This is a genomic window from Saccharibacillus sacchari DSM 19268 (genome assembly GCF_000585395.1).
GTDB lineage: Bacteria > Bacillota > Bacilli > Paenibacillales > Paenibacillaceae > Saccharibacillus > Saccharibacillus sacchari.
On the sequence record NZ_KK073875.1, the window covers coordinates 5,469,334 to 5,482,421 of the forward strand.

General features: G+C 51.5%; 18 protein-coding genes. 7 read left to right on the top strand and 11 right to left on the bottom strand.

The window, feature by feature from the left end; all coding sequences use genetic code 11:
* Positions 1-53: 53 nt before the first annotated feature.
* From SACSAC_RS23715 to SACSAC_RS23730, 4 genes are all read right to left on the bottom strand, one after another.
* A complete protein-coding gene (locus SACSAC_RS23715; protein ID WP_245608685.1) occupies positions 54-881 on the bottom strand; it encodes an SRPBCC family protein in 828 nt (275 codons plus the stop codon).
* Positions 882-996: 115 nt separating this feature from the next.
* Entirely contained in the window at positions 997-1,269 is a 273-nt protein-coding gene (locus tag SACSAC_RS23720) for a hypothetical protein (protein ID WP_037290900.1), read from the bottom strand.
* A 112-nt stretch (positions 1,270-1,381) separates the two neighbouring features.
* Complete coding sequence (locus SACSAC_RS23725) at positions 1,382-2,041, bottom strand: DUF3885 domain-containing protein (RefSeq protein WP_051507367.1); 660 nt, start codon at positions 2,039-2,041, stop codon at positions 1,382-1,384.
* Between the two features lie 20 nt (positions 2,042-2,061).
* Complete coding sequence (locus tag SACSAC_RS23730) at positions 2,062-2,925, bottom strand: alpha/beta fold hydrolase (RefSeq protein ID WP_037290901.1); 864 nt, start codon at positions 2,923-2,925, stop codon at positions 2,062-2,064.
* A gap of 135 nt (positions 2,926-3,060) precedes the next feature.
* On the opposite strand from SACSAC_RS23730, the gene SACSAC_RS23735 reads away from it, so the two are divergent.
* On the top strand, positions 3,061-3,972 hold the full coding sequence (locus SACSAC_RS23735; protein ID WP_037290902.1) for a LysR family transcriptional regulator: 912 nt from the start codon (positions 3,061-3,063) through the stop codon (positions 3,970-3,972).
* 6 nt (positions 3,973-3,978) lie between these two features.
* Here SACSAC_RS23735 and SACSAC_RS23740 read toward each other — a convergent pair whose 3' ends face one another.
* Positions 3,979-4,641 carry a cysteine peptidase family C39 domain-containing protein gene (locus SACSAC_RS23740; protein WP_084778332.1) on the bottom strand — a complete coding sequence of 221 codons (663 nt, stop codon included), beginning with the start codon at positions 4,639-4,641 and terminating at the stop codon, positions 3,979-3,981.
* Between the two features lie 96 nt (positions 4,642-4,737).
* Between SACSAC_RS23740 and SACSAC_RS23745 the strand changes: the two genes are divergently transcribed.
* The gene (locus tag SACSAC_RS23745) at positions 4,738-5,214 is read left to right on the top strand and encodes a GNAT family N-acetyltransferase (RefSeq protein ID WP_037290903.1); all 477 of its coding nucleotides are present in this window, start codon (positions 4,738-4,740) and stop codon (positions 5,212-5,214) included.
* Positions 5,215-5,286: 72 nt separating this feature from the next.
* Here the strand turns inward: SACSAC_RS23745 and SACSAC_RS23750 are convergent, their stop codons facing one another.
* Together SACSAC_RS23750 and SACSAC_RS23755 are read right to left on the bottom strand one after the other, a co-directional pair.
* Positions 5,287-5,694, bottom strand: coding sequence for a hypothetical protein (locus SACSAC_RS23750; RefSeq protein WP_037290904.1), 408 nt, complete (start codon positions 5,692-5,694; stop codon positions 5,287-5,289).
* A gap of 108 nt (positions 5,695-5,802) precedes the next feature.
* The gene (locus tag SACSAC_RS23755) at positions 5,803-6,783 is read right to left on the bottom strand and encodes a phosphotransferase enzyme family protein (RefSeq protein WP_037290905.1); all 981 of its coding nucleotides are present in this window, start codon (positions 6,781-6,783) and stop codon (positions 5,803-5,805) included.
* A 291-nt stretch (positions 6,784-7,074) separates the two neighbouring features.
* Between SACSAC_RS23755 and SACSAC_RS23760 the strand changes: the two genes are divergently transcribed.
* Together SACSAC_RS23760 and SACSAC_RS23765 are read left to right on the top strand one after the other, a co-directional pair.
* Positions 7,075-8,151 carry a YheC/YheD family protein gene (locus tag SACSAC_RS23760; protein ID WP_037290907.1) on the top strand — a complete coding sequence of 359 codons (1,077 nt, stop codon included), beginning with the start codon at positions 7,075-7,077 and terminating at the stop codon, positions 8,149-8,151.
* On the top strand, positions 8,148-9,179 hold the full coding sequence (locus tag SACSAC_RS23765) for a YheC/YheD family protein (RefSeq protein WP_037290908.1): 1,032 nt from the start codon (positions 8,148-8,150) through the stop codon (positions 9,177-9,179). The genes SACSAC_RS23760 and SACSAC_RS23765 overlap by 4 nt, the downstream gene beginning before the upstream one ends.
* 486 nt (positions 9,180-9,665) lie before the next feature.
* On the opposite strand, the gene SACSAC_RS23770 is transcribed toward SACSAC_RS23765, so the two are convergent.
* The 3 genes from SACSAC_RS23770 to SACSAC_RS28810 form a co-directional block, all read right to left on the bottom strand.
* Positions 9,666-10,313 (bottom strand): FusB/FusC family EF-G-binding protein, encoded by a 648-nt coding sequence (locus SACSAC_RS23770; protein ID WP_037290909.1) that lies wholly within the window; start codon positions 10,311-10,313, stop codon positions 9,666-9,668.
* 307 nt (positions 10,314-10,620) lie between these two features.
* Positions 10,621-11,151, bottom strand: coding sequence for an HXXEE domain-containing protein (locus tag SACSAC_RS23775; RefSeq protein ID WP_037290910.1), 531 nt, complete (start codon positions 11,149-11,151; stop codon positions 10,621-10,623).
* A gap of 14 nt (positions 11,152-11,165) precedes the next feature.
* On the bottom strand, positions 11,166-11,276 hold the full coding sequence (locus SACSAC_RS28810; RefSeq protein WP_425414826.1) for a DinB family protein: 111 nt from the start codon (positions 11,274-11,276) through the stop codon (positions 11,166-11,168).
* 521 nt (positions 11,277-11,797) lie between these two features.
* On the opposite strand from SACSAC_RS28810, the gene SACSAC_RS28695 reads away from it, so the two are divergent.
* The 3 genes from SACSAC_RS28695 to SACSAC_RS23790 are packed head-to-tail and all read left to right on the top strand — an operon-like array spanning position 11,798 to position 12,869.
* Entirely contained in the window at positions 11,798-11,929 is a 132-nt protein-coding gene (locus SACSAC_RS28695) for a hypothetical protein (protein WP_281175788.1), read from the top strand.
* Positions 11,926-12,111 carry a hypothetical protein gene (locus SACSAC_RS27415; protein ID WP_051507368.1) on the top strand — a complete coding sequence of 62 codons (186 nt, stop codon included), beginning with the start codon at positions 11,926-11,928 and terminating at the stop codon, positions 12,109-12,111. Before SACSAC_RS28695 ends, SACSAC_RS27415 begins: the two co-directional genes overlap by 4 nt.
* Positions 12,108-12,869 carry an SDR family oxidoreductase gene (locus SACSAC_RS23790; RefSeq protein ID WP_037290911.1) on the top strand — a complete coding sequence of 254 codons (762 nt, stop codon included), beginning with the start codon at positions 12,108-12,110 and terminating at the stop codon, positions 12,867-12,869. The genes SACSAC_RS27415 and SACSAC_RS23790 overlap by 4 nt, the downstream gene beginning before the upstream one ends.
* 18 nt (positions 12,870-12,887) lie before the next feature.
* Here SACSAC_RS23790 and SACSAC_RS28140 read toward each other — a convergent pair whose 3' ends face one another.
* Positions 12,888-13,058, bottom strand: a complete 171-nt coding sequence (locus SACSAC_RS28140) for a hypothetical protein (RefSeq protein ID WP_156951084.1) — start codon at positions 13,056-13,058, stop codon at positions 12,888-12,890.
* Between the last annotated feature and the right edge of the window lie 30 nt (positions 13,059-13,088).

A 13,088-nucleotide genomic window follows, 5' to 3' on the forward strand; every position in this document is an offset into this window, starting at 1 on the left:
CGGCTTTAATTAATGAGCGGAACGGTTCTCGACCAAGCTGCTCGTACTCTATACTAACTCACGATCCGCTCCAGATTTTGCAGCGTCGAAGCCAGGGCTTTCTCGTGATCTTTCCGACCGATCCCGCTCGGTACCTGTTCGCAGACCACCGTGACTTCCGTCCCGCTGCCTGCGGCTTGCAGATTCCAGGTCATTCGCATTTCTCCGGCAAAAGCAGGATCGGGCGAGTCGAACGTAACAGCCTGCACGATCTTTTCGCCGGGAACCAATTCCACGAATGTGCCTTCCACAATATCCGTATCCGTCGACGATTTGCCCATAGCGGAACCTGAACTGCCTGTATAAGTCAGCACCATCCGGTAAGCGCCGCCCGCTTGCGGTTCGAAGCGCTCGATCTTCCCACGCATCCCTTCGGGCGGAAGCCAACGTACCAGCACATCCGGATCGACGAATGCCCAATACAGTTTCTGCGGCGAAGCTTGAATGACGCGGGAAGCCGAGTCTGTGCGCGGACCTTGTACCCTGCTTGCTCCTCCTTGTGCAAAACCGGATGTCGGCAAAGAATTAGAATTCGCGACATGCACGCCATCCTCTTGTTCGGCAGCAACCGTAATTCTCTGCATTTCCAATCGACTTAACGGACGTAACGCCTGAAATAATCCCACTCCCGCCAAAATGGCTCCAAGCGTCCGATAAGCGGCGATCCCGCTCTGCTGCACCAACCAAAACCTCGTTCCCGAACCGTACTCATCTTGACTACTCGTCAACGAATCCGCTTGGGCCAACCCAAGCTCCGTGCTTCGCAGCACGAGCAATATGCCGACTATGCCCAACAGCAGCGAAATTCCTCTCAGCGCAAACGACAACGACGACTTTTTCATGGGTACTCCTTTCGGAAGCGAAAGGCTTGAGCTAGCCATTCGCATTCAGTTGGTGGCTTATGATCCAAATTACGCTCAAAAGCCGTTCCATGAATCATCTGTCGTTCTCTTTTCGTTATGCGTCAAGCCAAATCTTCCCTGCCAACAGCAAACAAAGCACCATACAAACCATCATGATCCGAAAGACTTTTCGATTTCCGCGGAACGGGTACGCAGCGGCACCGAAAAATACCGCGGCAGACAACTTGGCTCCAACCTGCGCATACAGATGGAACGCACTGCCGCTAAACACGATCGCTGAAGCCAGGGCCGACAGAATCAGAATTTTGTACCCCAAAGGTTCGCGCAAGAACATGGCATATAATCCTTTGAGCCGCGGAATAAACATTGAAAACCTCCTTCGATCGAATGGTACTCCTGAAAATATACGCTTTATCACTTCATTATGATAAAGCGTATACGCGGCAAATTCCTGTCGGTTCCGTTTGGATAAAAAATCATTAATCAGGTTGTGGCTCGCGCAGATTTTGAGCAAATACGACTTCGATTCGTTGACGGTCGTACTCTAAGATCCAATTATTGCAAGCCGTATACACCTCGCGTAATGCGTCCTCCGAATTCGCGATCACGTCGCAGCCCCGATCATCATAGACATGAAAGATCGTTCCGGTCGTTTGGTTGATGATATACACCTCATGCTCAATCGAGGGCTTTACTCCCATATCCGTATTGCACAACGATCGAATCAGATGCTCGGCTCGGAGAACCCGTCCCCGGCACTCCAACACAAATCGATGCGTCTCGATATTTTCATCCTTTTCCCCTTCGGCATAAATATACGGAATCGCGACCTGACTGAGCTTTCTCAACACTCTATGATCCTTAACCCGGCGACGGTACACATTCAGCTTTCGCTCATGGCGGCGAGGCCGATCAAGGAAATGCGCGTTCGTCACTACCAACAGTTCGTCGTCTTCCCGATGTAGCAGTCTGTACAGATGTATCGCCCGGTCGCCGGCTTCGCGCAAGTAACGTTCTTTTTGCGACATGTCCAATTCAGGATCGCCAAGTTCAAAACGGATACCGATATCCCATGAGTAGAAAAGGGGCTTGCGCAAAGGCAAACCCGGAAATTGCTTATCCATAAAATCATCCAACATCACATACCTTACCTCCTCGGTCAATCTTTTTCCGCATGCTCCAAAAATCGCAGCATAAGCGCCGCAATTTCATCCGTATGCGTCTCGAGCGCAAAATGTCCGGCATCCAGCAGATGAACTTCCGCAGCCGGAAGATCCCGCTTGTACGCCTCGGCTCCGGCAGGAAGGAAAGCAGGATCGTTTTTCCCCCATACGGCCAGAAGCGGAGGTTGATGCTGCCGGAAATACGCTTGAAATTCGGGATAAAGCTTCACGTTGGTCCGATAATCCAAAATCAGGTCCAACTGGATCTCTTGGGCTTCCGGACTTGCCATATAGGCGATATCCAGCGAATAACCGTCCGGCGATACAAGATCGGCATCCGCTCCGTGCAAATACTGAAAATCGCGAATCGTGTCCGGCGCCAAGGAATCGCGGCACGCTTCGCGATTCTCCAGCGTCGGCGAATGCCAATAGTTCTCCCAAGGTCCCCAAGCTTCGCTGAAGCCCTCCACATACGCGTTGCCGTTCTGACTGACGATCGCCTGCACCCGTTCGGGATGAGCGACGGCCAGACGGTATCCGACAGGCGCGCCGTAATCGAATACGTACAGGACATACTTATTCAGAGCCAGCGCCTCGGTAAACCCTTCAACGACTTTGAACAAATTGTCGAACGTGAAATCGAATTGTCCGCGCGGCGGCGTTTTCGTTTGTCCGAAACCGGCCAGATCCGGCGCGATGACGCGATAACGTTCGGCAAGTTCGGGAATCAGGTCGCGGAACATATGACTCGACGACGGAAAGCCGTGCAGCAACAAAAGAACCGTACCGTCTTTCGGACCGGCTTCGCGATAAAAAACATCAACTTCTCCCACTTTTTGCTTCCGATAATGAATCTTCATCGTATTACATCTCCCTTTGCTATTTTTTAGTCACACAAATAACTAAAGAAATCGTATAATACAATCATCTATTTGACTAACGAATAGTTCGAATCCCTATTATTCCAAAATGAAATACGAAAGGTTGAGACAGTCATGATCGATGCGTTGGAAGGACGACTTTTTGTGGCTTTTATCGCGTTGGCGGAAGAAAAAAGCTTCAGCCGTGCCGCCGAGCGTCTAGGTTATGTGCAATCCACGATCACGACGCATATTCAGCAGTTGGAGAAGATCGTCGGGCAAAAATTGGTGCATCGCTATCCGAGAGGCATGGAACTGACCGAGGCGGGAAAAGTATTCGCGCAGTACGCATATCGATACGTCCATTTGATTCGCTCCCTAGACGAGCAGATGCACGAATTGACCGAGCCGTCCGGCACGATCCGAATCAGGGCGCAGGAATCTTTTTTCCTGACGCGAATGCTTCCTTTCATTCAGGAGTATGCCAGCCGCATGCCGAACGTGAACGTGCGGATCGAACACGGTGCGCATCAAGATATCCTGAGCGGCGTGTTGAATCACGAGCTGGATTTCGGCATCGTGCCGCAAAATCCGAATCGGCATGAACTGCTGTTCGAACCGATTCTGGAGGAAACGATCGTGTTTGCCGCATCGGAACCCGTCGCCCGGCAGGTGCGGGAGTCGGGAGCGCAGGTGCTCGGCGATCAACTGTTTATCAGCAACGGTACCTCGTGCCTCTACCATACGTCGGCCGCGGATGTGCTGAAACAAGCCGGGATCACGGTAAAAGACGCGTTGGAGCTGCCCAGTCTGGAGATGATCAAACAATATGTAAGCTGCGGAAAAGGCTTTGCCCTGGTTCCGGAGATCGCGATCCGCAACGAGATTCAGACGGGCAACCTTCAAGTCCTGTCTTTTGCTCCCGAAATGAAATTCACGCACGGCCTGATCGCTCACCGCAACCGGGAGCACGGTCCGACCGCCCAAGGATTTCGAACCGCGCTCATGGATTTTTATCAGTCTTCCATCGTCTCTTCGCCGAGCTGACCGCCTCTACGCTTTCCCTTCGACCACGATATACGACTGCTTGTAAAACGGATTCGTCCGCCATAGCTTTTCCAGCTCGGAGACCGGCAGCTTTCGGTTATAGCCGTTCTCCTTGGAATTGGTCTTATGCTTCAACGACTCGGCCAAGTACAGATGCTCGCGGTCATACCCGACGACGGGCGCGAAATGCGCATACCTTTTATTCGGAAAAACTTTGATGAACGCGATCACGGGAACGCCGAGGCTGACCCGTTTTTTGAGCGTTTCGATATTGCCCCGGTAGAACGAAGCTTGGTAGCCCATGCGCCGGAAAAGGACCAATATGCCGCGCGGATCGACCGTGCCGTCCAGCAGCTTGCGCGGAAAGCCTTTGTATAACTCTTTCCCGTCTGCTTCCACCCCCAGATGCCGCAGCACGTAAGCACTGGAAAAAGCCGCACATTCCGTTTTCGGCTGAAGATCGGTCCGGTTCGGCGTGTCGATCAGATAGCTTTCCGGCATATCTGTTGTGTGAATCGCGTCTTTTTTGGGCAGCGCGTGATAATAGGGAAGCAGTACGGCTGTCGCCACCCCGGTCACTGCCAAAGCCACATCCAAAGCGTCCACCCGTTTCTGTTTGAGATGAATGTCTTTTTCCTCGCTTGCTCGCGGTTCGGATTGATTGTTCATATTTTTGTAACCTCCTTCATGCATCTAATTGTTTACAATAGATAAGTTGCACGTATGTAAGCGTTATCTATTTTATGTTAAAAGGAGCTATTCATGATGATTTCTCTTCGCAAAATTACGCTGGAAAATCGCCGTCTCATCTTCAATCTGGAGGTTGCCGAGGATCAAAATCGTTTTGTCGCGTCCAATCTGTCCAGCGTTGCTTCCTGTTATGTCCTGTTGACGAACGGCGGCACGCCTTTTCCTCTGGCGATCTACGCGGACGAGCAGCCTGTCGGCTTCGTGATGATTACGTACGGCATCACCGGCTACGAAATCCCGTCGATCGCGCATGATAGCTACTGCATTTTGCGCCTGATGATCGATCGGGAGCACCAGGGAAAAGGCTACGGGCGGGAAGCCATGATTAAGATTTTGGAGTTTATTCGCACTTACCCTGCCGGGCCTGCCACGTACTGCTGGATACAATACGAAGCCGACAACATTGCCGCAAAAAATCTTTACGAAAGCTTCGGTTTCCGCGATAACGGCGAGGTGTGCGACAACGAACCGGTGACGGTGTTGAAGCTGTAGGCGGTCTTACTGCGGAAGCACCACGGCTTCTTCACGGAATCTTCGCCGAATTTCCTCGACCGTCGATTACAGTCACAGTCGTTCTTCGTCCTCCGCATATTCGCGTAACGCGAGATACGGAAATCCTCCGGCTTCAAGCAGTTCTTTTACATAGCGCTGCTGCTCCTCCAGAGGAACCTGATACGGCGGATGTACATTTTTCATATTCACAAAAAGCACCCAGCCGATCTCCGGATTGTCGAATTTGCGCTTGCCCTCTTCGTCTACGTTGGGATACAGCTCGACATATACCTGGATTTCTTTGTTGAGGTTCCAATAGAAATGCTTGTAGACATAGGGCAAACGCGCTTCCAGCAGCCCTTTGCTTTTCGTCTTGACCATCACCCGATTCAACGGCTCGAAAAAAGATTTCATTTTAGCCGTTAAAGCCTTCTCGTCGGTTGCTGTACTTATCAGTCCGTATTCGATGGATCTGGTCATTTACGCGCTCCTTCTCACTCTCATCAAAGGATCTCTGCGAATTTGGATGACAAACTCGGGGTGAGAGCTACTTCATTTTACCACAGCAAAGTTGCCCGTTCCCTCTGCTCAAAACCCGATCCGCTCAAGCAACCTCTCCCCGTTCAAAAACGGCACGCAATGCTCTTCGCACAGCTTCGGCATGCGTTCGCGCATCCACTCGTGCATCTTCTCGTTTTCGAATTGGAATACGTAATAGCCGATGATCGCCACCAGCATAAAACCGTCGATTTCCCGCAATTCCGCTCCGCTCCACGCCACTTCTCCATGATAGGCGTTCAGGAAATTCTCGCGCTTTTCGCTCGGCAGCATCATCGCCCCCATCGCCGCATCCGTGAGCGCGTATCCCTGTCCATAAAATCCGAAGTCGATAAAACGCACCTCGCCGCCCGTCGTCAGGATCGCGTTATTCAACCAGATGTCGCCGTGGATCAGATCCGTACCGGTATCCGGCCCTCGCCCTGCCAGGCGTTCGTTGATCAGACGCAGCGTTTGTTCGACGGTATTCGCATCCTGCGAGGTGAACAGTCCTTTTGCCACGCCCGAATGAATGACGCCGGCCATCATCTCGTTGTACGCTCTGCCCTGGTGAGGACGCGCCTCCATCCCGACAGGTTCGTATTCCCGGAAAAAAGCATGCAATTCCGCGAGCTGCTCCCCGAGTTTGCGCACCGTTTCGTCGTTGTCCATGTCGTCTTTGACCAGATCGCGACCGTCCATCCAGCTCAGAAGCGAGACGTCGCAACTCCGGCCGTCGATCTCGAACGCGGTGACCAGCTCTCCTTGCCGATTCCGCACCGGAGCCTGGGCAGCGCCGCCGTTCCATATTCCCCACTGCTCCAGCATATGCAGCTCCGAAGCAATTCCGGCCCGGGTATGCTGCACGCCTTTCATTCCTTCGACGAACGGATCGTGGATACGGAGCAGATAGTTCGTGCCCGATGCATCCGTTACCCGGTATGTACGGTTTTCATTGTGTCGCAAAAAAGCGGTTTCAGGTCGGTCCAGATCGTATCGGTTCAACAGTTCGGCGAGGTGTTGATCATTCATCGGCAATCTCTCCTTTTCGGCTAGGGCGTGTACGCAAACTTAACGACGTGCATCTTTAGCCGCCTTTTCGCCCTCCGCTTCGTCAGTGCCCCTTGACGTGCCCCGGCACGCCTTCGGAACCCTTCCTTGCCGAGAACGAAAATCCGCCTAAATCTGCCTCCTTCGAAGTTTGCGTACACGCCCTAGCAAATCGAACTTCCGCGTTTTGAATTCATTTTTCAAATTATCTTTAAATCGGGTAAAAAGGACATAAACCCATTATAGCATCGGGAATGCAGGAGGCAGAATTCAATGAATCCCAAACCGTTGATCGGCATGATGCTGGGCTGGGCCGTCCGACAAGATCTGATGAGGGCGTGCTCCCTGGCGGCTTCGCATTACGGAGCGGATTTTTACTATTTTCAGACTCGCAACATCAAGGAAGACACGATTATCGGCATGCAGTTGGAAGATAATCAATGGGTGGAAAAAGAGTTCCGTTATCCCGACGTCATCTACGACAATACCCGCCGCCGAGGCCATCCGTGGTTCGAGGAAGCGTACCGCAAATTGGAACATGTTCCGATGGGACATACGCTCGGCAGCCGCTCGATGGGCAAAACGAAAGTCTACAATATGATCCGCGGCGACGCAGAACTCAAAAAGCATCTGATCCCGTTCATGACGCTGCGCGATCCGGAAAAAGGGTGGGCATTCATCGAAAAACATAAACGCGTAATTCTCAAGCCGGACGGCGGCTTTATGGGCAGGGACGCGTTTACCGTCGTATTGAAAAAAGACGGGAGCATCGAAATGTCCGATCAGCAGCATCTGCATCGGCTCGACCGGCAGCAAATGCTCGATTTGCTCGCCAAGATGATCCCGCTCAACTACTGCGCGCAAAAAATGATCCGCAGCGTAACGCCGCACGGTTTTCCTTTTCATATCCGCGTGCACGTCTCCAAAAACGGACAAAATCAATGGACCGTGCCGTACAAATCGGTCACGCTGTCATTGATGCCGCAGGTCAAAGTGACCAACAGCGATTTTACGTACCGGGGAACCAGCACCTGGAAAGATTTTCTGCAACAGCAATTCGGCGAAGAAGAAGGCGGGCCGACGGACGAAGCGTTAAAAGAGTACGGCTTGAAGCTGGCGGCGTTTTTGGAAGAGCGGATCGAAGGCGAATTTCATGAAGTGGGGTTGGATCTCGGCGTAGACCGCAAAGGCAAGTTTTGGTTATTCGAAGCCGTGCTCGGCCTGCCGCGTTCGCCTTATTACCAAATGCAAGGCTCGCTTCCGGCGATCGCCTACACGCTGTACGTGCTCAAACGGCATCGCGGGGAAACGGTGCAGGACGCGATTCAAAACGGGGAGGAACGCGAATGAATCGGAAACCTCTGATCGGCATGATGCTGGGATGGGACGTCGGCATTCAATTATTGCGCGCTTGCGCGGTGGCGGCGGCGTATCACGGAGCCGACTTTTACGTTTTTCGCACGTCCGGCATCGGCGAGCATTCCATTAGCGGCATGAAGCTCGAAAACGACGAATGGGTTGACGGCGAGTTTCCGTATCCCGACGCGATCTACGACTATACGCGAAGACGCGGCATTGCCAAGTTTCAAGAAGCGTACCGCAAGCTCGAAGGCATCCCGATGGGACATACCCTCAAAGGGCGCTCCATGACCAAAAGCAAAGTGTACCGCATGATTCAGGGCGATCAACGACTGAACCAAAGCCTGATTCCGTATATGACCGTACGCGACCCGGAAAGTCTCATGACGTTCATCGAGCGGCACGGGAAAGTCATTTTCAAAACGAACGGCGGTTACCTGGGGCGCAACGCGCTGACGGCCGAATTGAAAAACGACGTGATCGAAGTGTTCGACCAACAGTATCTGCACCGATTCGCGCGCGAAGACCTTCCCCGTTTGACAGGGTTGCTGACCGCCAAGCGCTACTTCACGCAAAAAATGATCCACAGCGTCACGCCGCAAGGAAATCCGTTCCATGTGCGCGTTCATTTATCCAAAAACGGCCAAAACCGTTGGACCGTGGCTTTCCATTCGATCGGTTTGTCGCTGACTCCGCACGTCACCGTGACCAACTCCGAGCTTACGTATCGCGGTACCAGCACCTGGGCGCACTTTTTGCATAATCAGTTCGGGGAAAAAGAAAACGGTCCGCTGCACCGGCGGATCGACGATTACGGCCTGCGCTTGGCCGAATATCTGGAATCCGTCATCGGCGGCGGATTTCAGGAAATCGGACTGGATCTCGGAATCGACGAACACAACCGGATCTGGTTGTTCGAAGCCGGAATCGGCCTGCCGGGAACGTCGTATTACCAGCTTCAATTGGCTCTTCCGGCGATGGCGTATACGCTATATTTGCTGAAGAAGAAAAGCTCGTGAGCAATCAAGCCGAGAGCTGTGTTTCGGCAATTCACGTTGCAAGGTCGACTGACTCGACCTAAGCCGACGCTTCCCATGCGGAATCATATCGTTCACGAACTTCAAATCACTAAACGGCAATCGGATTGCATGATTCTGAAGTTGCCGCTGAATCTCAATTAACAGTGATTGATCAATCACACGATCTCTCTTACCTTTCCGTCTTTTCCCTTTAATCCACTCTCCAAATGAAAAAAGACCGCTCCAAGAAGCAGCCTCTACGTGTCGAGAAACTCCAACGTAACCGGAAGCGAGAAGACGGAGAGAAAAATTCAGTTCAAGACGCCTTTGAACTTGGAAAACTTCCACTAAAATTTCATCCGAGTTTTCCAAGTGAGACAGCGAATTGAACGAATTTTTCTCGCAGTCTTCTCGCTTCCCGCACCCACGTAACTTTCTCCACAAGTAGGAAGGCCGCTCCGAAGAGCGGCCTTGTTTTCATTTCCTTCATTTCCCCACCGAAGACAAAAACTTCTCCAGCGGCGCTTTATCCGTGATGCTATGGTTGCAAGCTTCATCATCCATGCAGATATACTGTCCGACCGACGAGAAATTATCCGGCGAACTGCCTTTGAGTTTCACGTTGAAGAATCCCAGTTCCTGATGCCGATTGCAGAACATGCAGAACCCTTTTTTATTCGTCGGCGTGATCCGTCCTTCGATTCCGACAAACTGATCCTGCTGCTCGTACACGATAAACAAACGATTCGTCGCGATATCGACCCATCTCAGATACGTCGTATGCGCGTAATCCAATCGTTCGAGATCCGGAAGTTTAAGCTTTTTCACTTTCGGGAACAGCTTCTGTGCTTGCTTGGCGGTCACTTCGGGAAACGGTACCAGATACGGCTCCAGTGAATTCAGATAATCCTGAACATGCTGGGCTTCTTCTTGATCGGCCAAGCGCTCCAACAATTTTTTCTGCTCGGCGGTCAATTCGTCGAATACGTCCATCGCTTTGCTGACGGCAGTGACTCTGACGGTATCCAGCACTTTGCGATCCGCCACGCTGCGAAGTGTTTTTAGCAGGAAGTTGGCTTGTTTTTTGATCACGTTCAGTTGGTGGTTATGAATAAAAGGTGTTTGATTTTGCATAGCTCTCAGCCCCTTATATGATTTGGAAAAAGATAAGGTGCAAAGCCTGCGGAGTTAAAGATTCATGCTGCTGATTGGAGACTTGCGGCTCTTCGGAACCTCACAAGCTCACATTCGGGGGACGATTACGATTGACCTCGTCGCCCTACACAAAGTCCGCCCCTATTCAGGCTCTGCGTAAGGCCTTTCTAGCAAACGAGCAATCCGGTGCGATCCAAGTTGCCACGGTATAACCCCCAGTGCAAATGATATATCGGAAGTATAGCAGGACTGAAGCTTTCGGGCAATCCAAGGGATTATTACAACTTCATGCAACTTTCCTCCCTATGGCATGCCCGACCAGCACCACCGGAACGATAAGAAATCCGAAGGGAATGCTAATCAGCACATCGTTTAGAGTGATCGGAGACGAAGTGACCATTCGGTATAGCGTGTAGCTTGTGAAAGGAAGAACGAGCAGAAGCGCAGTAACCACTCCCGGCGTGTACATGCGCAGCAGGATCATTTGTCCGACATGAGTGAAGACGTGTAAGAAGAAGATGGTCATGAACGCCAGATAGCCCAGATACCAACTCCTTTCGGCAGCGGCAAACGTCACGACGGTCAGCACCAGCATTTCCAGTAAAACGGCTACGGCAAATTGTGCGCTCGTCGTGTCCAGCAAATGGTCGAACACAGAGGTCAACGGCTTCGGAATCCGGTTCAAAATATATGCTTTTCCTTTGGCCCGAATTGCATGAATCCAGATGATTTCCTCCAAATCATGAATGATGAACATCACCAAGCCCAGCCAGATCAGACCATTTAAACTGACGGATGCGTTAAGGGCTTCCAGCATCGCATTCCCTCCTGTTATCGAACAAACATAATATAATCCAGGCTCACCGGCTCGAAGCCATTTTCCCGCAGCAGCAGATTGATCTGTCCTCTATGGTACTGACCATGCAGCGTGACATGCGCCAAAACATCTCCGACCGAGTTCTCGAACGTTGTGCCTTTGCTGTTGCAATACGATCCGCATTGGACAGCGTCAGATCAGCCAAAAAAGCACGGAAGCCTTGCTCATTCTGCTCCACAAGTTCATCGCAATGAATCAAGTCGATATCCGCCCAGATCGGCAAGCCTGAACTATCGATTCCTTGCAATCTCGTCAGCCATACCCGCTCGGCAAGCAAGATGTGCGCAAATAGCGTTAACGCTTTCCCTCTCATTTCCGTATGGCGCAACGCTTGTAGGATCTCCCGGTTCGCCCAATCCAAATGCTGAAACAGCTTGTGAGTCGTTTGCATGCCCCTCGCCCCTTTTCGAAAAAAATCGCCTCATTCGTAAACTTTCGCTTTCTTGCGTCGATTTCCTTTACATGAATCGTCGGCAAGACCTAAATTTCTATTTTTTTCCGTAAAAGTGACGCTTGACTTGAACTATAGTTTAACAACTAGTATGAACTTGTCGACATATACCATTCAACTTCGGAGGCTTTCAGCATGGAAAACAAATCGATCAGCGAAGCGGGCAGGCGATTGTTTTCGGAATTTCATATGACGCTATCCTCGATCCGCCAATATGTCGCTTGGTGGTCGAAGGCGAACAAACGACGCAGCTGCGGCTCGATATGATGCTGAAACACAGACAAGCGGTGCTGCATGAGATTGAAGAGATCCATAACGCGCTGGATGGAATCAACATCAAGATCGAACGTTATGAAGAGCGCGTGGATCGTTGGAAAAGTAAAGACAATAACTCGGGCATCCCTACGTCAAATGACGATTACATTCATAGAAAAGAGGTTCACTTATGAAACTGACAGGAAATACGATTCTGATTACAGGCGGCGGTTCAGGTATTGGATTGGCTTTTGCGGAGCGCTTTGCAACATTGGGCAATACGGTAATTGTCTGCGGCCGACGAAAAGAAACGTTGACGGAAGCACAAGCTAAAGTTCCCGGCCTCGTGACTTATGCGAGCGATATCTCCACGGAGTCCGGCCGGATTGATCTGTTCAGCTGGGCGACCGCGAACTACCCGGATCTCAATGTGCTGGTGAACAATGCCGGGATTCAACAACCGCTGAACCTGCTCAAGGCGGACACGATCAATTGGAGCGACGTCAGCCGGGAGATCCCGACTAATCTGGATGCACCGGTGCATCTCTCGCTGATGTTCGCTCCGTTTTTCGCGCAAAAAGAAGCTTCTGCGATTGTTAACGTCACTTCTGGTTTGGCTTTTACGCCGCTGGCTGTAGCTCCGCTTTATTCGGCGACAAAGGCGGCTCTGCACTCCTTCACGATGAGCCTGCGTCATCAGCTCTCGGATACTTCGATCGAAGTCATTGAAATTGCGCCTCCGGCGGTGAATACGGATCTGGGCGGAGCCGGACAGCATACGCATGGCGAGCCGCTGGATGCTTTTACGGACGGGATTTTCGAAGGGTTGGAAAAAGAATTGGAAGAGATCGGGTACGGAACGTCGGTGGCAAGGCTGCGCATGTCGCGGGACGAGGTGGATATGTATACGGCGAAAATGCATGAGGCGATGAAGGATCGGTTGGAGGAGTAGAAACGTAAAAGGCTCGCTTTAAGAGCGGGCCTTTAATGTACGTTCTAGTTTTATTTTTTCGATAGCATTGCTGATTAATTTCTTCTGAACACTTAAATCGTCCGGGTTGCGTGGCTCTACATAATGCCCACTGCTAACTTTACGTGCCACAGCATCCAAACTTTCGCGAAGATTTTTTTGGACCATCACGATCACCTCTCGTTTAAGTATGTCTTGGTT